This is a genomic window from Marispirochaeta aestuarii, assembly GCF_002087085.1.
Taxonomy (GTDB): domain Bacteria; phylum Spirochaetota; class Spirochaetia; order JC444; family Marispirochaetaceae; genus Marispirochaeta; species Marispirochaeta aestuarii.
Map to the genome: position 1 here is coordinate 115,074 of NZ_MWQY01000008.1, position 19,524 is coordinate 134,597.

Sequence of the window (19,524 nt, forward strand, 5' to 3'; positions counted from 1 at the left end):
GTTACTCCTTGCCGTTTCCGGATTTTAGGGAAGCCTGATAGTCGCAAAAAAGAATTGATTCTCCGCAGCCGTCACCGCACTGTCCAACCCGATGGTGCCTGGAGAACTCCTTCCAGTGTTCCCGCTGGGAGGGACTCAGAATACCCGAACCCTGACAGAGGGGACAGGTGCTGTCCAGGGCTTCGAGCAGAGCCCTGCGGATAAACTCGGAACGGTTAGGCAATGCATGCAGGAGTTCTGCAAGTCTCTCATCCGCCTTGAAGGTAACCACACTCTCTTTTTTCATTTCGTACCTCTCGGGACCCTCGTATTACTTTGTATTACACTTCTTTAGATATACGTACATTGAGCATTACGGTCAAGAGGAAAAGGGGAAAATCTGTTTTATGACCATTTTTATAATGTTGCTGTTCCCTTTTTCCCCGGCTGGTTGTATTTTCTCAGTATGACTATGGGCAATGGACACGAAAACTTCTTCCGGAGCCGCTGAGCTATGGCGGGAACCTATTTCGACTATGTAATCGTAGGCGCCTCCCGGGCAGGGGTAAGCTGCGCCGAAGGAATTCGCAGTCTTGACTCTTCCGGATCGGTTCTTCTGATCTCCCGGGAAAAGGTACTCCCCTACAAGCGTACCAAACTGAGCAAGGAGCTTCATAACAATTACGGGGACCAGGACTTTCTGCTCCATCCTCCCGGGTGGTACGAGGAACAGAGAATCACCGTCTATCTGGGGGCCGAAGCGGTTGATCTGGCACCCCATATCTATACCCTCTTCCTGGCGGACGGGAGGAAGATCGCCTATGGCCGGCTGTGCATCGCCTCCGGAGCCTCACCCCTGGAAATTCCGGATCCTGCCCCTGTCCGGTACCTCAGGGAAAAAAGCGAAGGTCAGAGTATCTTCCGGGAGGCCCGGGACTGGCAACGGGTCTGTGTTGTGGGTAACGGTATTCAGGGCGTAGAACTCGCGGAGCAGTTCAAGCTCATGGGCAAGGAGGTCGACCTGACAGGACCGGATTCCCGACCCATGGCTTCCCGGGTCGACCCGGCCATGTCGAAGCTGATAGAGCAGGACCTCCTGGACCATGGCGTCCATGTCCGGAACCGCTATACCCTGAACGAGACCGGGGGCAGGTCCGAATGGGACGGTATCGTAGCCTCCGTGGGAATAAATCCCGCTGCCCTCTGGCTAAATGACTCAGGAATAGAGACATTGAGCGGGGTCGTGATCGACACCCGTTGCAGAACATCCGAAGCTGAGATCTACGCCGCCGGAGACATCGCCGAGCCGGTATTTCCCTTTACCTCCGGTCTCTGGCACAGCGCTGAATATCAGGGTTTTACCGCCGGTATCAACATGGCCGGGGGAGAAGCGGAACTCGAACAAAAACCCTTCCGATTGAAACTGGACCTTTTTGACCGGCACTTTTACGCCCTCTGGTACAACCCTGCCCTGGAAGCAGATCCGGGAGTTGAATCAGTCAAACTCCAACAGGACCGGGATATGGAGTATTGTCGCATTTTTCACAGGGGAGATGATTTTGTCTCCGCACTCTACTGCGGCGACCCCTCCATAGGAAAAACAATCATCACGCCGCTGGTACGTCAGGGGGCAGCTTTCAGAGAGATTGTTGAGGGAATAGAAAAGCGACACGCAGTCCGGCCGGTTTAACAGACGCTGTATTTACCCGGCTTTCCACCTCTCCTCGATTGACTTGTCAGACACATTATCAGATACTGAAACATGATGGACAACTACCGCTTTTCCGCCGATTTTCCCAGGGTATTCCGCTTTATCGTCATGATGTTTTTTGCAGTCTTTCCGAGACTGCTTCTTTCTCCCCTGCTCCTCCGCATATCCGCTGATCTTGGAATCAGCTACGACCAGGCTTCGAGCTTTTTTCTTACAAGTGCCGTCGGTTTTTCCCTGGGCCTCATAACTTCGGGATTCATCGCCTGCCGCCTGACCCATCATTACACCATATTAAGCGGTGCCCTGATGACGGGAATCAGCCTGTTTCTCCTGTCCACGGTAACAAGCTTCCCGCTGTTTCACCTGTTCATGGGGCTACTGAGCTACTCCAACGGTCTGTACCACGGATCCGGTTTTGCGTCGGTTACCCGGATTGTTCCCGACAGATTCCGGACCAGGGCACTCTCCTTTCACGAGATGGGACCCAACGCGGCCTTCATTCTGGCCCCCATATTCTCCGCCCTCATGGCCCCCGTACTCGGCTGGCGGGGAGTTCTCTGCGCTACCGGAATCGCGGCCTTCGGCGCCGCCCTGTTTTTTCTCCTGTCCGACAAGGGGCCGAACGACTGCGGAGCCCCGCCCAATTTTGCCAGCATCAGGCTTTTTGCCTCCGTACCGGAATACTGGATACTCCTGCTTCTGATAGCCATAAGCGTCTCCCTGGCTACCGGGGTTTTCTCTGTCCTTCCCACCTATCTGCAGGTGGAACACAATCTGCCGGAAAGAATGCTGAACACCCTGATCGGGTTTTCCAGGGTAACGGGATTCGCCTCCATCTACCTGGCAGGTCACCTGGCGGACAGGTTCGGATACAGGATAGTCCTGGCATCGATCCTGCTGTTTACCAGCGTACTTACCGTGCTCATCGGTTTTGTCTCCGGCCCGCTTTTGCTGGTGGTGGTTTTTCTGCAGCCCGCGGTAACCCAGTCCTTTTTTCCCGCCGCCCTCAGCGCCGTTACCAGGATAGCGAAACCGGAAGCCAGGAATCTTGCGGTATCCCTGGCCATTCCCCTGTCGAACATCCTGGGCGGAGGGCTTACCCCCATGGCCTTCGGGACTGCCGGAGCGGCGGGCTATTTTTCCATCAGTTTCATCGTACTCGGGAGCCTGGGGATACTCAGCGTCCTTCTGCTGAGATCCCTTCCCGCGACCATACGGGAGCGCTGCTGAGATCAGGGAGATGGCGCATAGGGAAGAATTCCCTTCAGGTCGTTATCGGTAAAGCGCAGTCCAAGTCCCAGGAAATAGTCCCGGTCGGAGGTCAGGGCGTTGTCCACTCCCCCGGCCAGGTAGAGCCAGTTCAGAGGGTTGTTACTCCGGGGATCGTAAATCGGGTAGAAAGTCCCGTAGCCCCTCAGGTAAGGACCGCCGTCCTGGCTGAAACTGAACACCTCGGAGGCAAGGTTCAGCTTTTCAATGGGAGAAAATTCAAGTCCCAGACCGACGCTGTTCTCGATAACGCCTCCGCGCAACGTGAGGGGACCGTATTCCCGGGCGAGCTGTGCGGAAATTTTCAGATCATCATCGTCATCGTCATCTGAGCCGGAATCGCTCATCCCGGCCATGGAACTGACCAGTCCCACGCTGTAGTATTTGCCCTTGTCCGCATATGCAAGCCGAACATCCGCATGGTTTTTCGTGCCCTGATCGATGGTCATGTACTCGGACCTGAATCCCACCTGAACATCCATGCCCAGGGCCGAATCAATGAATTCATCCACCCCGGTAACCACTTTGTCTATCTTGACATAAAGGTCGTCTTCGTTGACCAGTTTTCCCAGATTGCCTTCGCCCCGTTCTATTTTTGAGGTTACGTTCTTTATATTCTCCAGACTCTCATTCAGATTCTCGATACTCGCCTGCAGAGATACCATGGTATCTGCGATTCGTCCATCCTGCTGAGCAAGCAGACGGTCTACCCTTTCGGTAATTCCCGCGGTATGCCGCAGAATCGACGAAAGGTCCTGAAGGTCCGAGACGCTGTTGCCTTCCAGTCTTTCAGTGACTACTGCGATATTCTCCAGGGACTCCTGCAGCAATGCCAGGTTGACCTCCACCATACGGCTGGTATTGGCCACGGTATCCCGGGAAATGGTCAAAATATCCCCTATCGCCTCATACCCCCCCTTCTCGTCCATAAGGGAGTTGAGTTTCTCCATAAAGGACCTCATCTCTTTGGCCAGTTCATCTATCGAACCAAAGGCCTGTTCCATCCCGGAGCTGCTGACAACGTTCTGAATAACACCCCCGTGCGGTATGGGAACCGACTGGGGGGTACCCGGATCCAGAGCCACTATGGCGTTTCCCAGCATGGACTGGGTCTGCTTGCGTATAACAGCGTCGCGGTACACCGGAACGATCGAGGAAAGCTCCATCATCAGGCGGGCCTGCCCCTGTTCAAGATCGATTTCCCGTATCCGGCCCACATCGACACCCGCAACCCAGACCTGGGTGCCCGGCCGAAGCCCGGAGGCGTCTTTGATATAGGCCTGTACCTGATAGGTTGAAGGGGCATCAAGACTGTCGGCGGTCTGCACCACGTAGTAGATACTCCCCGCACCTGTAATCAGAACAAAAAGCCCGATTTTTACCAACCTATTCATTCTCTTCTCCCTTTGCAGCCTCCGAGTCCTCAGAGCCAAAGGAAAACTCGAAAAATCGCTGTAAGACCGGGTGGTCCACACAACGCATGGATTCCGGTTCCCCCTGGGCCAGTACCCTGCCTTCGTGTAAGAACGCGATCTTGTCGGCCATACCGAAACTCCCTGCAATATCGTGGGTAATTACTATGCACGTCATGCCAAGCTCGCGATTAACCCGCTCGATCAGTTTATGTACATTATCACTGAGTATCGGATCAAGACCGGTGGTCGGCTCGTCAAAGAGCATGATCTCCGGCTCCGAAGCCAGGGAACGCGCCAGGCCGACCCGCTTTCGCATACCTCCGGAAAGCTCACCGGGCATCTTTGATTCTATCCCCGGAAGCTGGACCCATTCAAGAAGCTCGCTGACACGCCTTCTTATCTTCAGCTTGTCCCTGATATTGAGTACCTCCACCAGGGGGAAAGCGATATTCTCGCCCACATTCATGGAATCGAAAAGGGCCGCATCCTGAAACAGGTATCCCAGACGACGACGGATTTTCCTCTTTTCGTCCGGGGACATGCCCACCACATCCTGACCGTCGATGAGGATTTCACCCTCATCCGGATCAAGAATCCCGATCAGGTTCTTCATCAGAACGCTTTTGCCGGTGCCGCTCTGTCCGAATATGGCGGTTATTCTTTTCCTGGGAAAGGTAACATCCACCCCGTCGAGAACGACCTGCCCCTTGAAGGCTTTTTTGAGACCCCGTACCTCCAGGATCGTATCTTCGTTTTTCATGGAAGCACCTGCAGCAGAATGGTTGCCATAAGGTAGTCGGCAAGCAGTATGCTCACCGAAGATACCACCACCGACCTGGTCGCGGTATCTCCCACCGCTTTTGCCCCTCCGCTTACGTGGTAACCGAAAAAGCAGGAGATGATACTGACCATAAATCCCATGACCGTGGCCTTGATAAGTCCTGCAAGAATATCCTGGGGGTCCACCAGTTCAAAGAGGTAGTGCTGAAAGGCGGCGCTGTCGACGCCCCGGAAAAATACGGAGACGATATAACTGCCCGCGACACCTACAACATTCGCCATGGCTGTCAGTATGGGAAAAGCCACCGTACAGGCCCACACCCGGGGGACGACCAGGTATTGTATCGGACTGACGGACATGGTTTCCATGGCATCGATCTGTTCGCTTATGCGCATTGTCCCCAGTTCCGCGGTAATGGCGGAGCCGTTTTTGCCGATCAGCATCAGGGTCGTCATAATGGGAGCCAGTTCCCGGGCAAGGGTTATGCCGACTCCCGCACCGGCAAAGGCATCGGAGTTGTAGAATGCGAGTACGTTGATCATCTGAAGGGACATGATCATCCCCGTTGCCATACCGGAAAGCAGAATTATGGGTATTGAACCGACACCGATATGATCCAGATGATGTACAAACAGTCCGGGCCTCAAGGGCCGGCGAAAACTCCAGCGCAGCACGTCAATCACGAACAGAGTGAAACGTCCGAGTTCTTCGAGAAGTTGTACTGTTTTTAACTCAGAAAACATTTTCTTCATGGTGCGCACCAACAGCTATCCATCTTTTAACACGTTGCAATGAGAAAATCTATAATCCACGTATAAACTATAGATAAACAGACAGTTTTTGTGCAGCTCCAAAAACTGCTCTTTTTTCTTTGCAGAAGGACGGAGGATGTGCAATACTCTATCTGTACGTACAGAACGGGAGGCTTATGTCAGCACGCCGGCACAGTATTGCGGATAATTTTGACCGCAACACACGCAGACCCGGCTTTTCGGGAAAAAGAGCGGGACGCCTCAGCGAGCATCGCGCAGTATGGGCACCGGGGGTAAAAAACAGGACCCAGGCGGCCCTCTACATCAATAAGCGCATAGAGGAACACGCCCTGGCCCTTGACGCCGGAAAGGTCCTGGATCTGGGCTGCGGAACAGGCGCGACACTGATCGACCTGGCAAAGGCCCGGGATGCCCGCTACTCGGGTCTTACCCTCAGCAGGACCCGAAAACAGGCGGCGGACGAGCATATACTCAGGCAGGGACTCCAGGAAAAAATCCGTATATTCGAGGGCGACTTCCGGGATCCCAAGGTTTTTCGTCTTTTTCCTGACCATGACCTCATGTACGCAGTTGAGAGCACCTCCGGTCTCCCGGAAGAGGCGGACATCGCCCCGCTGGTCGCGGAAAGCCTTGTTCCCGGCAGAAGAATGATTCTCTGCGACTACATGCTGAAGGACGGGGAAAAGAGCCTCCCTCCAAAGGACAGGAGCCTCCTGAGGACGCTCAGGGAATACGGATACGCACCGGGGATCCGTTCCGCCCGGGACTGGATCGGCAGCTTTGAGGACGCGGGCCTCGAAACAATCGCTGCAGAGGATTTTACCGGATGGCTCAGGGTGTCACCCTTCTTATCCGTTACAGCCGGGGCGGTCTCACTGTTTGCCGGAAAAATCCGACTGTTCAGGGCGGAAACGCTGGCAGGTAAAACCGCTCTCTCTTCCATGCTCAGGCGCGGAAGCATGCAGTACCGTTTTCTCGTTTTCCAGAAAAGCAGAGAATCCGCCTAGTCCGGCAGGGTCTGAAAAGTAGGCTCCTTCATGATATTCTCCCGGCTCTTCATCAGGTGGGAGTCTATTACATCCAGGGCCTCGGAAGAGTGGGCTTTCAGGTACTCCACAAGCCTGCGGTGTTCCTCGTAGGTCGCCGAAGCGCCGTGACAGACTCCGCAACCGTAACTGAAGCTCATGCTCAGATGGATATTTACTATGGTATAGAACTGACGCACATAGTCATTGCGGGAAAGATTGCATAACTCCCTGTGAAACTCCCGGTCAAGATCAATGTACTCCTGAAGATGGTCCGCAGCTCCCCCGCTGATATCCTCGGCGGCAATGGATTCCATACGGGCGAGTAAGGAATCCAGAAGGCTGAGTTCGTTCAAACGGACATGGCGGTGAACCAGCTCCACCGCAAAATGCTCAATCATGCGCCGGGCATCTATGGCATCAAGAACATCCTGCTTGGTGGGAGTCCTGATAAGGCAGGTACTCCGGGGATTTACAACCACGACCCGGTCCTGTTCAAGACGCTTGATGGCATCCCGGATCGGCATGCTGCTGACCTGCAGACGCGACGCGATCTCCTTGATATTCAGACGGTCACCGAATTTCAGTTCTCCGGTGATAATTTTATTCGTTAAATACGCATATACCTGATCACTCAGGCTTGTACCGTTGGCAATGGAAAACCTGGGAGGATCTACAACCTGTTGCTCGCTCATATATTTCTCTCCTCAAGCATATCAGAAAAAGGGTGTCTTTACAAGCAAGCAGCCTGATATCTGATATATTTGATTAAAAACGCTTAAAGCCTTTGCTGTTATATCACCGTAATTTTTATGCGTATCTACCCATAATATCATCTGAAAACAGGAATAGTTACAGTTTAACCCCGGATTTCTTATTGACAGCTCCTGATATGGGGTGTAAGGTTAACATATCATCTGATATATCAGATAGGAGGATATTATGAAACACACTGCAAGAACAGTCGTATGTCTGCTGGCAGTACTGCTGCTGGTTTCGGCACTGCCTCTCTTTGCCGGAGGGGAAGGAGAAGAGGGAGGACAGAAGAAATATGTCCTGCGCTTCAACCATGTACTCACCGAAAAAGACCCCTACCACCAGGCCTACCTGGAGTGGGCGGACGCCGTAGCCAAAAGAACCGACGGAAATCTGACCATCGAAGTATTCCACAGCTCCCAGCTGGGTGTGGAAGAGGACATCATCGAACAGATCCGTCAGGGAGCGAACGTGGGTCAGAACACCGACTCGGCACGCCTGGGTAACTACGTTCCCGATATCGCCGTCATGAATGGCCCCTACTTTGCCGATACCCTGGAAGAGGTACAGACCCTCAACACCCTGGCCACCGTTGACGGATGGAAGAAGCAGCTGGAGGAGCAGTACGGAATCAAGGTTCTTTCCTTTTCATGGGTTCAGGGCTTCCGGAACATGCTCACCAACAAGCCGATCTATTCTCCCGCGGACATGAAGGGACTTCTGATCCGTTCCCCCAATGCTCCCATCTGGATGGAGTCCATCCGCTCCCTGGGTGCAACTCCTGTTGCCCTTAACTACGGAGAGGTATACAGTGGTGTTCAGACCAAGGTAGTTGACGGTGCCGGCAACGTGTACCCCGCGACCTACAGCACCCGGATGTACGAGGTACTGGACTACCTGAGCGAAACCCAGCACATCATGCTTATCAACTTCGCCATCTGCAGCGCCGACTGGTTCAACAATCTTCCCGCAGAGTACCAGACCATTCTGGAGGAAGAGTGCGAAAACGCCGGGCTCCGGGTTTCCAGACGCATCATGGGAGAACTTGCCGACGATGCCAAGGTTAAACTTCAGGAAGAGGGCATGACCATCATTCCCCATTCCGAGATCGACATCGCAGCCTTCAAGAAGAACTCCATCGCGGCCTACGAAGCCCTTGGCCTGCTGGATGTACGGAACCAGATCTTCAAGGAAATGGGAAAGTAAACGTATCGTAAGGAGGTCCTACAATGAGGCAGTCTTCATCCGACAACAACATGAATCGCTTAAAGTATCTATCCAAAAAGATCGAGGACGGAGAATCTGTGGTGGCGGGCGTCTGCCTCATTGCTTCGACCTCCCTTATCTTTCTGGCGGCGGTTGTACGGTCGTTCTCGCGGCCCATCAACTGGTCGCTGGATATATCCCTTTTTCTGTTTTCCTGGGCCGTATTTTTCAGTGCCGACGTGGCTTACCGGGACAACAAGCTGGTCAACCTTGATTTCTTTCAGGCCAGACTCTCTGACAACATGCGGCGCATCCTGTCGCTGGTCATCCATCTGATCATCCTTGTATTCCTGCTGGCCCTGGTCTACTACGGAATCATCCTGGCCTATAAAACCCGGGAACGGGCGTTTCAGGGAATTCCCAACTTCAGCTACTCCTATATAACCATGAGTCTTCCCGTGGGGGCATTGCTTCTGCTTCGTTCCACGGTGGAGAAGATTATTACACTCTTTCGTAAAGACGGGGGTCAGTGATGCTTGTAGTAGCCGTCGTATTTCTGTTTTTCCTGGCCATCGGCATGCCCGTGGCCTTTGCCATCGGCATTTCCGGGGTCATGTTCTTTCTGCAGCACCCGGAACTCCCCTTTACCATGATTGCCCAGCTCCCGGTATCCCAGACCCAGACCGTGCCCATGCTGGCAATCCCGCTTTTCATATTTGCCGGGAACCTGATGAATGCCACCGGAATCACCTCCAGGCTCGTGAAACTCTCCACCCTGCTTACCGGACATATGAAGGGCGGCCTGGCCCAGGTGAGTGTCGTTTTGAGTACCCTGATGGGGGGAGTCTCCGGATCGGCCACTGCCGACGCGGCCATGGAAGCCCGTATACTCGGTCCAGGCATGCTCAAGCGGGGATACTCCAAGGGCTATACCGCCAGTGTAATCGGCTTTACATCTCTTATAACCGCGACCATTCCCCCGGGAATCGGCATAATCATATACGGTACCGTAGGAGAGGTATCCATCGGCCGCCTCTTTGCTGCGGGACTCATGGTGGGATTCCTGATGATGGTCGTAATGATGGGAACAGTCGCGGTAACAGCAAGAATCCGTAAATGGAAGCCCGAGAGGGAAAAAAAGGCAAGCATCAGGGAGATATTCGAGTCCCTGGCCGATACGATCTGGGCCCTCGTATTCCCTATCCTGCTCCTCGTGGGTATCCGCTTCGGACTTTTTACACCTTCGGAGGTCGGCGCCTTCGCCTGCGTATACGCGGTTCTGGTGGGAGTTTTCGTCTACAAGGAATTTACCTGGGAACGCCTCAAGGAGACCATGCATCACACCATTCGCGACATCGGTGCCATAATGTTTATCATCTCCCTGTCGGGGATCTTCGGCTACGGCATCCCCATAGACCGGGTTCCGCAGATGCTGACCAGGTTCATCTCCGGCGTATCCCTGAACCCCTCGGTGGTACTCCTCATGATAATCGGTTTCCTGATTATCGTCGGAATGATAATGGAAGGCTCCGTGGCCATTCTGCTTTTGACGCCCATTCTTCTGCCCATGGTGGAGGAACTCGGTGTCGATCCGGTTCACTTCGGACTGATCATGTGCTCGGTTATAACCATGGGACTTCTTACCCCGCCCATCGGTATATCCATGTACACGGTCTGCTCCATTCTGGAGTGCCCCACAAAGGAGTATCTGCGGGAGTTCATGGTCTTCCTGGTGGCCTTCGTAATCTACATTGTGATTCTCGTCTTTTTACCTGATGTGGTACTTTTTGTACCAAGGATACTGTATGGCAGCTGATACAATTGCCGAAGCAAAATTGCTGGCAGAAAAGATTACAATCGTTACCGGCGCGGCCCGCGGAATCGGGGCCGCCATTGCCAGACGCTTTGCCGCCGCCGGATCGCTGGTTATTGCAGTCGACCTGGAAGAGCCCTCTGAGCTTGTCTTTTCCATCGAAGCGGAAGGGGGACAGGCGGTTCCCGTGGCCCTGGATGTAACGGACCATGGTATGGTGGAACGTACCATTCAGCAGCTCGCCGCGGAGTACGCCCCCTGTGACATACTGGTGAACAATGCCGGTATCATCGCCAGGGAGACCATAGAAAACCTGAGCCACGAGAAGTGGCTTTCAGTAATGGATGTAAACCTCAACGGGGCCTTCAATATGTGCAAGGCGGTTGTTCCCTACATGCAGGAGCGTAAATCAGGATCCATCCTGAACATCACCTCCATTGCCGGTAAAATGGGCGACATCACCGCCTCCCCGGCCTACGGAACCTCCAAGGGAGCGGTCAATACCCTTACCCGCTCTCTGGCCCGCCAGCTGGCGGAATACTCCATAACGGTCAACGCCGTTGCTCCCCATGCGGTGGAAACGGACATGAGCGCGGAATGGTCACAGGAAAAGCGCAGAGCGGTTATAGAGTCCATCCCCTTGAAGCGTCTCGCCCGGCCGGAGGAGATTGCCGACGCGGCCCTTTTCCTCGTCTCCCCCGGCGCCCGTTTTATTACCGGAGAGGTACTCAACGTCAACGGCGGAGCATTGATGGATTGAATCCTTCACAGTACGCCGAGCTTCGGGAGCCATTCCTTAAGTCCCTGCATGATCATCTCCACCGCGAAGGTCCCAATAACGATGGAGGTGATCCTGCCGGCGATTTCCGTATAGCGCTCGATGAGTTTTTCGTTCTTCGGCCGGACATAGTCGTGAACAATTCTCAAGAGCATCATGACCCCTATGCAGATGACCATGGCGACTATTATGGCCAGCACCGCGAGCACGCTCTGCAGTCGCTGTCCGGCAAGAACGCTGATGCTGATGGTTCCCGGTCCTATCATGATGGGCATGGCGATGGCCCCGGCGATATATTCCGATTCGCCCCTGAGGCCTTCAATGGCGGAGTTGCCGTGAAACACGAACTGGATACCGATTAAAAGAAAGATGACCCCGCCGAATATCTGAAACGAGGCAAAATCGGCCTGAAGGAACCTGGCGAAAATGGCATCTCCCAGAACGGCGAAAATACTGAACACAACGGTGGAAATCAGTCCCGCCCGGACAAGAACGGACAGAAACCTGGGCCGGGACAGCTTGTTTATTACATCCACCAGATAGACAATTACAAGAAAGGGGTTCAGGAGAATCAGGATTAAAAGAGTTGTCTGGATAAAGGTATGCATACCGGATCAGTGTAGCAATCCCCGGATAAGATGTTAAGGGAAGGGCGTTATTTTCCCCTTCTTCGCTTGACCAAGGGAAAAGGGGCATGCTGTAATATTTAAAACTTTCATTTTAGGATACAAACATGGCGAATTACCGTTATTTTCTGTCAATTCAGACCCTGCTGCCCGACAATTATCGCAATAACCGGGATTTTATCGACAACATGAAGACCCTGCAGGAAGAAGGTTTCGACGGAGTGGAACTGAATATCCGGGATCCCTTCAGTATCGATCCGGCGGACCTGAAGAGTTTTCTGGGCGATTTCGGCCTGCAGCTCGCCATGTTCGCCTCCGGGGCAACAGCCAAGGGGATGGGACTGTCTCTGGCCTCAACAGATGATAAACAACGCAGCGAGTCGGTCAGGCAGAGCATAGCCTTCCTCGAGTTCGCCTCCCGGTTCGGTGCCGGGGTTATAGCCGGCTTCCTGAAAGGGCCCCTGGAGCACAGGAGCCCGGAAAACAGGGAACAGCTTCGTCAGTCGGTCAGTGAGCTCGCTCCCCATGCCCTGCGCCTCAAGACCCCTCTTCTGCTTGAGGCCATCAACCGCTTTGAATCACCTTTAGGAAACTCCCTGGATGACACCTTCGACCTGATCGGAAAAGCGGCGAACCCCTACACCTGGATTCTTCCGGATACCTGGCACATGAACATCGAAGAGACCAGCATGGCCGGAGCCATGATGAAGCACCGGGAACATTTCGGGTCCTTCCATCTGTCGGAGAATAACCGCTTCTTTCCCGGATACGGTGCCCTGGATTTCAAGCAGATCATCGAAGTCCTGGACGCCTGCGGCTATACCGGGAAACTGGCAATCGAAGGTAATATAAAAAAGAGCTTCCGGGAGGACGTACAGCATTCCATGCGCTTCCTGAAGCCACTGCTGGAAAAATAGAAAAGCTTTAAAGGAGTATACATGAAGGTTCTTGTTATCGGTGGAACCGGCGTTATAAGCCGGGAACTGGTCCGCCAGCTTGCAGAGGGAGGAATGGAGACCACCATCGTCAACCGCGGACAGCGGAGCGTGGTTCTTCCCCGGGGCGTGGAAACACTGCAGATGGACAGAAACAACAAGGAGGGCTTTGCGAAGCTCTTTGAAAACAAAAGGTATGACGCGGTCATCGACATGGTAGCCTTTGAGGAGGAGGAAGCCCGACAGACCGTCGATGTATTCCGGGACAAAACCGACCAGATCATGATTGTCTCCTCCGTGGCGGCCTACGAACGGCCCATCCGACCCGTACCGACCAGGGAAGACCAGGTCAGCCTGTGGAAGACCGACACAGGCTACACCTACGGCTACAAGAAAGCGGTGCTGGAACGCTATCTGAACACCGAAAGCGAAGCCGGGGTTCCCATTACCATTATCCGACCCTCCCTGACCTTCGGCGACGGGGCCCGCAACGTAGGTGCCCTGCGGCAGAACATGGGCATCATCGAAAGAATCCGTCAGGGAAAGCCCCTTGTAATGTTCGGCGACGGTATTCACCCCTGGAGTTTTACCTTTACCCCCGATCTGGCGCGCATGATGATCCGCCTGCTGGGAAACAGCAGGGCCATCGGCGAAGCCTTTCACCTGGTGAGCCAGGAACAGAACAACTGGCTGGACCTTTACTACGGCTTTGGAAAACTCGTCGACAGGGAACCGGAACTCGTTCACATCCCCTCTCCGGTACTCTACCGGCAGAATCCCGCCCTTTTCGGGCATATCTATTTTGAGAAGTCCCACTCCGGCTACTTTTCCAACGAGAAGTACCTCGATGCCACGGGGGATGATTTTACCGGCATGAGCCTGGATGAGGGACTGGCTCAGCTGAAGGATTCCTGGGAACGGGACGGCCTCACGGTGGACCCCGAACTGGACGCCCTGGAAGACAGCATGATAGAGGCGGTCAGCCGGGGATACGAGGCCCTGAACGCTTTATAGGAAGGTAAAAGGGTACATCAGTCTGAATCTCCAGGGGGAATTGCCATCCGACCGCCCCCTGGAGTACATTAAACATATATGTGGAATGTAATTCTCAGCCAGGAACTGACCCTTCCGGTCATTGCCGTTCGCCTCGTTCTCAGTTTTATCGCCGGAGGCATAATCGGTGCGGAAAGGGAGCGGCGCACCACCCCCGCCGGCCTTCGTACCCATATACTCATCTGTACCGGGGCGACCCTTCTGATGCTTGTCTCCATCCATATCGGCTCGGGGAGCGGAGACCCGGGACGAATCGCAGCCCAGGTTGTCTCCGGAATAGGTTTTCTGGGGGCCGGGGCCATCATGCGCTTTGGCGCGACGGTACAGGGGCTGACCAGCGCCGCCTCAATCTGGGCCATCGCCGCCCTGGGACTCAGCATAGGTGCGGGATACTTCTTTGCCGCCGGAATTTTTACCCTGCTTCTGCTGATAGCCCTGATAATTCTGGACTGGATAGAAAAACGCTACATGCCCCACAGAGCCTTACGGGCAATCTATATCGTGCAGAAAGGACAGAATTTCAATATCGATCCCTATCGAAAAACCCTGGAAAAATACAATATTGAATTGAAACATTTCGAAATCTCCTTCTCCAAGGACAAGATGCAGACCACCCTGAAGCTGGTGGCCAGGGTACCTCTGAACCTGAATCTCGCCGCAATGGCGGAGGAGATAAGCGCCAGGAAGCGGCTTATTAAATTCCGTATTAATCAGGATCTCTGATTTCCTTGAAATTTTAATCCATAAAACGACATAAACAAATGCTTTGTACTTTTTCTTTCATGCCAAAATAGTAGGATCATAATAACTGAGCTTTTTTCACATTAAGTGAAAACATATTTATAAAAAAGGTTGACAGGTGCAAAAACGTGAAGTAGCATGGATCTGGATATTGGATCCAATATCCAGAAAATCAACCGTTACAAAGGAGTAAGCGTATGTTGAAAAGAATTTTAAAGTTAGCAATGGTGTCCTTGTGCCTGTTCCTCATAACAGGAATCCCTCTCCTTGCTGAAGGTCAAAAGGATGGGGCAGATGAAAAACCGATTACCCTTAAGTTAGGGCATGTAGCACCTGAATCAGAGCCCTATCATTTAGCAGCAGTAAAATTTGCAGAGCTGGTTGAAGAGCGTACTGACGGAATGGTCAAGATTAATATCTTTCCTAACAGCCAGTTGGGTGCTCAGAGAGATATGATCGAAGGACTGCAGATGGGAACCGTAGATATTACTCTTACCACTTCAGCGGTCCTGGCAAACTTTGTCCCGACATCTCAGGTCATCGAGCTGCCTTTTATGTTCAGAAGCCGTGATCATGTCTACTCCGTAGTCGATGGCCCATTGGCAAAGGAGATCTATAAAGGGGCTGAGGATCAGGGTCTTAAAGTGATCAGCACATGGGAGAATGGTTTCCGCAATATTACAAATAACGTTCGGCCTGTAAGTACACCTTCTGATATGGATGGAATCAAGATACGAGTTATGGAAAACCAGATGTACATCGATATGTTCAACGCCCTTGGAGCAAATCCTGTTCCCATCGCTCGTAGTGAACTCTTCACAGCCCTTCAGCAGGGTACAGTTGACGCTCAGGAAAACCCGATGGGACAAATCTACTCCTCCAGGTTCTATGAGGTACAGGATTATGTAACCCTGAGTCGGCATACCTATTCACCTGAAGTCGTTGTTTTCAGTCTGAAGAATTGGAATAAAATTCCTTCAGAATACCAGTCGATCATCCTGAAGGCTGCCGAGGAAGCCCGGGATTACTGTCGGAAAATGAAGATCGAAAAAGATGACGAATTTATCGAAGGAGTAAAAAAGGAAGGTATGCAGGTTACTGAATTAACTCCTGAGCAGGTTTCAATGTTCCAGGACAAAATGAAACCCGTATGGACCAAGTATTACAAAGTGATCGGCGAGGACCTCATTCAGAAGGTTTATAATTACCGGTAATCTATAGTACACCAAAATGAAAAAGGGACGATCGTCTTCGTCCCTTTTTCTATAAAAGGAGATGCAGTACATGCATAAGTTTAAGAATTTTGTAGATACTGTGGATAGAGTTGCTACCTGGCTGACATACCTGACGGTGACAGTAATGGTGGGCATGGTAGCCATGCAAGTCTTCACCCGCTATTTATTACATAATTCATTCAGTTTTACAGAAGAGCTTGCCCGATACATGTTTATTTGGTCCGTTGCTCTTGGCTCTGCCTTGGCATTGAAAGAAAGAAAACATGTTGCTGTAACTGTAGTTGTCAGCATGTTTCCCAGTAAAATCGAGAGGATAGTCCGATCCATGGCGGATGCCCTGGCCGTCATCTTCTTCATTTTGCTTCTTGTCTTCGGGATTGTCATGGTATTCAACACCCGCATGCAGACAACGCCTGGATTGGGAATAAGTATTGCATTTGTCTATCTGGCTATTCCTGTCTCTGCAGTTATTTTAATTATCGACGGTATATACAACGCGTTAATTGATTTTGCAGGAGAGGAGAAGACATCCAGCGAGGGGGAAGAATAATGATAGCATTGACACTATTCTCAACATTACTGATTTTTCTTTTACTTCGAGTACCTATTGCAGCCGCATTGGGGCTTTCTACTGCGTTAGCAGTACTTCAGGCAGACTTGCCTTTGACGCTGATCGTTCAAAGGATGGTTGTTTCCAATGATTCATTTCCACTCATGGCAATACCGTTCTTTATTCTCGCAGGAAATGTAATGACCTATGGAGGTGTATCCCGCAGGATTGTAGCCTTTGCGGACACCCTTGTAGGCTGGATGACAGGAGGATTAGGTCTCGTTGCAACCGTTTCAGGTGTATTTTTCTCCGCCATATCGGGTTCCTCAGCTGCTACAACTGCTGCCGTTGGCTCGGTTCTGTTTCCGGAAATGGAGAAGAGAGGGTATGACCGATCATTCTCAGCCGCAATAGTCGCGGCTGCCGGGGAAACAGGGATTATTATTCCTCCCAGCGTAGTCATGGTTGTATATGGAGTTATTGCCGGTGTGTCTATTGGAGACATGTTTCTCGGAGGTTTCGGGCCTGGCTTACTGATGGGTTTCTCGATGACAGTTCTAATTTACGTTCTATCCCGTAAAAAAGGACTGCAGAGTACATCGAAATTCGTCGGGTTCAAACAAGTTATAAAGTCTTTTTCAAGTGCAATCTGGGGATTGATGATGCCCGTAATAATCCTGGGAGGAATCTACGGCGGTATCTTTACTCCAACAGAAGCGGCTGTTGTAGCTGTACTATGGGGCATTTTTGTAGGATTTTTTATCTATAAAGATTTAAAAGCTGCAGATTTGCCTAAGATCCTGAGAAAATCGGCAATCGGAGCCGCAGTAATTATGTTCATAATGAATGCTGCGGGACTGTTCAGCTGGATTATCACCAGCGAACAGATTCCACACAAACTGGCACAATCATTTGTAGCAATATCTGGTGGCAGCGAAATAATCTTTCTCATGTTAATAAATGTTTTACTGCTCATTACCGGTACAATGATCAATGCCTCAGCGGCTATCACAATCCTGGCGCCCATTCTGGTTCCTGTTGCGATGACTTTCAATATAGATCTCGTGTTCTTTGGTGTATTGATGGTTGTCAACATGGCGATCGGATGCATCACCCCGCCTGTCGGTGTCGATCTGTTCGTTGCAACAACTATATCCGGAGTACCTATAGAAAAAATCGCTAAAGCGATTTTCCCATTCCTGGTTGTTTTGATTGTCGATTTGATTCTTATCACATATGTGCAGGATATCATTATGTGGCTGCCAAACATGTTCGGTGGCTGAACAATTTTCTTTATGCTTATTAAGGAGTGAATATGTTCGACAAAGAAAAGTTTACAGAAATTGTAAGCAATTTCGTTACCATGTCGGGGAAAATACTACCCGATGATGTTACACAAAAGCTGGAAGAGCTAAAAAACGCCGAAACAGGTGAACTGGCCAAAACAGTATATAAATGTTACTTCGACAATCAGGAACTAGCACGTAAGCTATCCAGGCCCAGTTGTCAGGATACCGGGGTTATAAATTTCTATGTGAATGCAGGCGAGCATTTTCCCGCTTTAGGCCAGATTAACGATTGCCTGAAAGAAGCAGTCAGACGTTCGACAGCCGAAGCGCCCCTTCGCCACAATACGGTAGCAATCTTCGATGAAAAAAATGAAGGTACCAATGTCGGCGAGCGTGCTCCGTATATCCACTGGGAGATTGTTCCCGATAGCGATAAAATCGAAATAAAACCCTACATGTCCGGCGGCGGTTGCAGCCTGCCGGGAAGAGCGATCACCTTGATGCCCTCCGCAGGCTACGAGGCTATTGTGCAGTATGTCTTCGATACAATCGTTGATTGGGGAATCAACGCATGTCCTCCTCTTCTGGTCGGCATTGGAATAGCGGGATCAGTTGAAAATGCTGCAGTTCTGTCAAAAAAAGCCCTGTTGAGGCCAATCGACGAACGTCATCCTAATCCAAAGGGTGCCCAAATGGAAAAGGACCTGGAAAAAGGCCTGAACGAACTCGGATTAGGGCCGCAGGGAATATCAGGGAGATCCACCGTAATGGGAGTCCATATTGAAACTGCAGCGCGTCATCCGTCCACTATTTCAGTGGCTATCAATGTTGGATGCTGGTCCCATCGTTGGGGAGATATCATCATTGATAAGGATATGAATTATGAAATCATCTCTCATAAGGGGGCTAAAATATGAAGAAGATCCTGTCAACACCTGTTTCGGCCGAAGACCTCAAGGATATCAAGATAGGCGATATAATATATCTGAACGGAACGGTAGTAACATGCCGGGACGTTGCCCATCGCCGTCTGATTGAATACGGAAGAGAACTGCCGGTTGATCTTAAGGGCGGGTGCATTTTTCATGCAGGACCGATCGTGAGAAAAAAAGGCGACGGAAAGTTCGAAATGGTTTCCATCGGCCCGACAACCAGCATGAGGATGGAAAAATTCGAAAAGGAATTCATCAAGGAGACCGGCGTAAAGGTTATCGTCGGTAAAGGCGGAATGGCCGAAAAAACTGCAGAAGGATGCCGGGAATACAAAGCCATCCACTGCGTTATACCTGCAGGCTGCGCTGTTATGGCTGCAGTGGAATTTGAAGAGATTATCGGAGCCGAATGGACAGACCTGGGCATGCCGGAGACACTGTGGATAAGCAGAGTAAAGGAATTCGGCCCATTGATTGTTTCTATCGACGCCGAAGGAAATAATCTTTTTGAAAAAAACAAGAAAGTATTCAACAAGAGAAAAGAACAGCAGGTTAAAGAGATTTCTGAAAAAGTCAGGTTCATAAAATAAGCCCTCGGCCGTGCTTCCAACGAATGAAGCACGGCAAATTTATCTTTATTCTATGTAACATGTATGA

21 protein-coding genes are annotated in these 19,524 nt (G+C 51.6%); 15 read left to right on the forward strand and 6 right to left on the reverse strand.

Translation table 11 applies throughout. The features are described 5' to 3' along the window. Position 1: 1 nt before the first annotated feature. Positions 2 to 286: a hypothetical protein gene (locus B4O97_RS08525; RefSeq protein WP_083050012.1), complete on the reverse strand. Its 285-nt coding sequence runs from the start codon at positions 284 to 286 to the stop codon at positions 2 to 4. A 207-nt stretch (positions 287 to 493) separates the two neighbouring features. Here B4O97_RS08525 and B4O97_RS08530 point away from each other — a divergent pair, with 207 nt between their 5' ends. Beyond that, a complete protein-coding gene (locus B4O97_RS08530) occupies positions 494 to 1,669 on the forward strand; it encodes an NAD(P)/FAD-dependent oxidoreductase (protein ID WP_083050014.1) in 1,176 nt (391 codons plus the stop codon). 72 nt (positions 1,670 to 1,741) lie between these two features. Beyond that, positions 1,742 to 2,920, forward strand: a complete 1,179-nt coding sequence (locus B4O97_RS08535) for an MFS transporter (RefSeq protein ID WP_083050015.1) — start codon at positions 1,742 to 1,744, stop codon at positions 2,918 to 2,920. A 2-nt stretch (positions 2,921 to 2,922) separates the two neighbouring features. On the opposite strand, the gene B4O97_RS08540 is transcribed toward B4O97_RS08535, so the two are convergent. From B4O97_RS08540 to B4O97_RS08550, 3 genes are read right to left on the reverse strand one after another with little or no spacing between them, the layout of a single operon-like run. Next, positions 2,923 to 4,353, reverse strand: coding sequence for an MlaD family protein (locus tag B4O97_RS08540; protein WP_083050016.1), 1,431 nt, complete (start codon positions 4,351 to 4,353; stop codon positions 2,923 to 2,925). Then, a complete protein-coding gene (locus B4O97_RS08545) occupies positions 4,346 to 5,134 on the reverse strand; it encodes an ABC transporter ATP-binding protein (RefSeq protein ID WP_083050018.1) in 789 nt (262 codons plus the stop codon). Before B4O97_RS08545 ends, B4O97_RS08540 begins: the two co-directional genes overlap by 8 nt. Continuing rightward, positions 5,131 to 5,907 carry an MlaE family ABC transporter permease gene (locus B4O97_RS08550; protein WP_233142994.1) on the reverse strand — a complete coding sequence of 259 codons (777 nt, stop codon included), beginning with the start codon at positions 5,905 to 5,907 and terminating at the stop codon, positions 5,131 to 5,133. The genes B4O97_RS08545 and B4O97_RS08550 overlap by 4 nt, the downstream gene beginning before the upstream one ends. A gap of 176 nt (positions 5,908 to 6,083) precedes the next feature. Between B4O97_RS08550 and B4O97_RS08555 the strand changes: the two genes are divergently transcribed. Then, positions 6,084 to 6,935, forward strand: coding sequence for a methyltransferase domain-containing protein (locus tag B4O97_RS08555; protein ID WP_083050020.1), 852 nt, complete (start codon positions 6,084 to 6,086; stop codon positions 6,933 to 6,935). Here the strand turns inward: B4O97_RS08555 and B4O97_RS08560 are convergent. Then, entirely contained in the window at positions 6,932 to 7,648 is a 717-nt protein-coding gene (locus B4O97_RS08560; protein ID WP_083050021.1) for a GntR family transcriptional regulator, read from the reverse strand. The two genes, B4O97_RS08555 and B4O97_RS08560, sit on opposite strands and share 4 nt — an antisense overlap. 247 nt (positions 7,649 to 7,895) lie before the next feature. Here B4O97_RS08560 and B4O97_RS08565 point away from each other — a divergent pair, with 247 nt between their 5' ends. Genes B4O97_RS08565 through B4O97_RS08580 form a run of 4 tightly spaced genes read left to right on the forward strand, consistent with a single transcriptional unit; the run spans position 7,896 to position 11,488 of the window. Then, entirely contained in the window at positions 7,896 to 8,915 is a 1,020-nt protein-coding gene (locus B4O97_RS08565) for a C4-dicarboxylate TRAP transporter substrate-binding protein (protein ID WP_083050023.1), read from the forward strand. 23 nt (positions 8,916 to 8,938) lie between these two features. Beyond that, complete coding sequence (locus tag B4O97_RS08570; RefSeq protein ID WP_083050025.1) at positions 8,939 to 9,448, forward strand: TRAP transporter small permease; 510 nt, start codon at positions 8,939 to 8,941, stop codon at positions 9,446 to 9,448. After that, positions 9,448 to 10,731: a TRAP transporter large permease gene (locus B4O97_RS08575; RefSeq protein ID WP_083050026.1), complete on the forward strand. Its 1,284-nt coding sequence runs from the start codon at positions 9,448 to 9,450 to the stop codon at positions 10,729 to 10,731. The genes B4O97_RS08570 and B4O97_RS08575 overlap by 1 nt, the downstream gene beginning before the upstream one ends. After that, positions 10,721 to 11,488: an SDR family NAD(P)-dependent oxidoreductase gene (locus B4O97_RS08580; RefSeq protein ID WP_083050028.1), complete on the forward strand. Its 768-nt coding sequence runs from the start codon at positions 10,721 to 10,723 to the stop codon at positions 11,486 to 11,488. The genes B4O97_RS08575 and B4O97_RS08580 overlap by 11 nt, the downstream gene beginning before the upstream one ends. 5 nt (positions 11,489 to 11,493) lie before the next feature. Here the strand turns inward: B4O97_RS08580 and B4O97_RS08585 are convergent, their stop codons facing one another. After that, positions 11,494 to 12,114 carry a MarC family protein gene (locus B4O97_RS08585; RefSeq protein WP_083050029.1) on the reverse strand — a complete coding sequence of 207 codons (621 nt, stop codon included), beginning with the start codon at positions 12,112 to 12,114 and terminating at the stop codon, positions 11,494 to 11,496. A 125-nt stretch (positions 12,115 to 12,239) separates the two neighbouring features. Between B4O97_RS08585 and B4O97_RS08590 the strand changes: the two genes are divergently transcribed. The 8 genes from B4O97_RS08590 (at position 12,240) to ttdB (ending at position 19,457) form a co-directional block, all read left to right on the forward strand. After that, on the forward strand, positions 12,240 to 13,049 hold the full coding sequence (locus B4O97_RS08590) for a sugar phosphate isomerase/epimerase family protein (RefSeq protein WP_083050031.1): 810 nt from the start codon (positions 12,240 to 12,242) through the stop codon (positions 13,047 to 13,049). A 21-nt stretch (positions 13,050 to 13,070) separates the two neighbouring features. Further along, on the forward strand, positions 13,071 to 14,081 hold the full coding sequence (locus tag B4O97_RS08595; RefSeq protein ID WP_083050032.1) for an NAD-dependent epimerase/dehydratase family protein: 1,011 nt from the start codon (positions 13,071 to 13,073) through the stop codon (positions 14,079 to 14,081). Between the two features lie 78 nt (positions 14,082 to 14,159). After that, on the forward strand, positions 14,160 to 14,843 hold the full coding sequence (locus tag B4O97_RS08600) for an MgtC/SapB family protein (protein ID WP_083050034.1): 684 nt from the start codon (positions 14,160 to 14,162) through the stop codon (positions 14,841 to 14,843). 215 nt (positions 14,844 to 15,058) lie between these two features. Next, the gene (locus tag B4O97_RS08605; protein ID WP_083050035.1) at positions 15,059 to 16,075 is read left to right on the forward strand and encodes a TRAP transporter substrate-binding protein; all 1,017 of its coding nucleotides are present in this window, start codon (positions 15,059 to 15,061) and stop codon (positions 16,073 to 16,075) included. 70 nt (positions 16,076 to 16,145) lie between these two features. Next, complete coding sequence (locus B4O97_RS08610; protein ID WP_158084218.1) at positions 16,146 to 16,646, forward strand: TRAP transporter small permease; 501 nt, start codon at positions 16,146 to 16,148, stop codon at positions 16,644 to 16,646. Continuing rightward, complete coding sequence (locus B4O97_RS08615; RefSeq protein ID WP_083050039.1) at positions 16,646 to 17,929, forward strand: TRAP transporter large permease; 1,284 nt, start codon at positions 16,646 to 16,648, stop codon at positions 17,927 to 17,929. The genes B4O97_RS08610 and B4O97_RS08615 overlap by 1 nt, the downstream gene beginning before the upstream one ends. 32 nt (positions 17,930 to 17,961) lie before the next feature. After that, the gene (gene ttdA / locus B4O97_RS08620) at positions 17,962 to 18,852 is read left to right on the forward strand and encodes a L(+)-tartrate dehydratase subunit alpha (protein WP_198947039.1); all 891 of its coding nucleotides are present in this window, start codon (positions 17,962 to 17,964) and stop codon (positions 18,850 to 18,852) included. Further along, positions 18,849 to 19,457: a L(+)-tartrate dehydratase subunit beta gene (gene ttdB / locus B4O97_RS08625; protein ID WP_083050043.1), complete on the forward strand. Its 609-nt coding sequence runs from the start codon at positions 18,849 to 18,851 to the stop codon at positions 19,455 to 19,457. The genes ttdA and ttdB overlap by 4 nt, the downstream gene beginning before the upstream one ends. Positions 19,458 to 19,524 lie beyond the last annotated feature (67 nt).

Bases quoted from the DNA above. Each gene is read 5' to 3' on its own strand.
- B4O97_RS08600 (WP_083050034.1), top strand. From the start codon at position 14,160: ATGTGGAATGTAATTCTCAGCCAGGAACTGACCCTTCCGGTCATTGCC.
- B4O97_RS08575 (WP_083050026.1), top strand. From the start codon at position 9,448: ATGCTTGTAGTAGCCGTCGTATTTCTGTTTTTCCTGGCCATCGGCATG.
- B4O97_RS08595 (WP_083050032.1), top strand. From the start codon at position 13,071: ATGAAGGTTCTTGTTATCGGTGGAACCGGCGTTATAAGCCGGGAACTG.
- B4O97_RS08570 (WP_083050025.1), top strand. From the start codon at position 8,939: ATGAGGCAGTCTTCATCCGACAACAACATGAATCGCTTAAAGTATCTA.
- ttdA (WP_198947039.1), top strand. From the start codon at position 17,962: ATGTTCGACAAAGAAAAGTTTACAGAAATTGTAAGCAATTTCGTTACC.
- B4O97_RS08585 (WP_083050029.1), bottom strand. From the start codon at position 12,114: ATGCATACCTTTATCCAGACAACTCTTTTAATCCTGATTCTCCTGAAC.
- B4O97_RS08540 (WP_083050016.1), bottom strand. From the start codon at position 4,353: ATGAATAGGTTGGTAAAAATCGGGCTTTTTGTTCTGATTACAGGTGCG.
- B4O97_RS08610 (WP_158084218.1), top strand. From the start codon at position 16,146: ATGCATAAGTTTAAGAATTTTGTAGATACTGTGGATAGAGTTGCTACC.
- B4O97_RS08590 (WP_083050031.1), top strand. From the start codon at position 12,240: ATGGCGAATTACCGTTATTTTCTGTCAATTCAGACCCTGCTGCCCGAC.
- B4O97_RS08615 (WP_083050039.1), top strand. From the start codon at position 16,646: ATGATAGCATTGACACTATTCTCAACATTACTGATTTTTCTTTTACTT.
- B4O97_RS08555 (WP_083050020.1), top strand. From the start codon at position 6,084: ATGTCAGCACGCCGGCACAGTATTGCGGATAATTTTGACCGCAACACA.
- B4O97_RS08550 (WP_233142994.1), bottom strand. From the start codon at position 5,907: ATGAAGAAAATGTTTTCTGAGTTAAAAACAGTACAACTTCTCGAAGAA.
- B4O97_RS08530 (WP_083050014.1), top strand. From the start codon at position 494: ATGGCGGGAACCTATTTCGACTATGTAATCGTAGGCGCCTCCCGGGCA.
- B4O97_RS08560 (WP_083050021.1), bottom strand. From the start codon at position 7,648: ATGAGCGAGCAACAGGTTGTAGATCCTCCCAGGTTTTCCATTGCCAAC.
- ttdB (WP_083050043.1), top strand. From the start codon at position 18,849: ATGAAGAAGATCCTGTCAACACCTGTTTCGGCCGAAGACCTCAAGGAT.
- B4O97_RS08545 (WP_083050018.1), bottom strand. From the start codon at position 5,134: ATGAAAAACGAAGATACGATCCTGGAGGTACGGGGTCTCAAAAAAGCC.
- B4O97_RS08535 (WP_083050015.1), top strand. From the start codon at position 1,742: ATGATGGACAACTACCGCTTTTCCGCCGATTTTCCCAGGGTATTCCGC.
- B4O97_RS08605 (WP_083050035.1), top strand. From the start codon at position 15,059: ATGTTGAAAAGAATTTTAAAGTTAGCAATGGTGTCCTTGTGCCTGTTC.
- B4O97_RS08525 (WP_083050012.1), bottom strand. From the start codon at position 286: ATGAAAAAAGAGAGTGTGGTTACCTTCAAGGCGGATGAGAGACTTGCA.
- B4O97_RS08580 (WP_083050028.1), top strand. From the start codon at position 10,721: ATGGCAGCTGATACAATTGCCGAAGCAAAATTGCTGGCAGAAAAGATT.
- B4O97_RS08565 (WP_083050023.1), top strand. From the start codon at position 7,896: ATGAAACACACTGCAAGAACAGTCGTATGTCTGCTGGCAGTACTGCTG.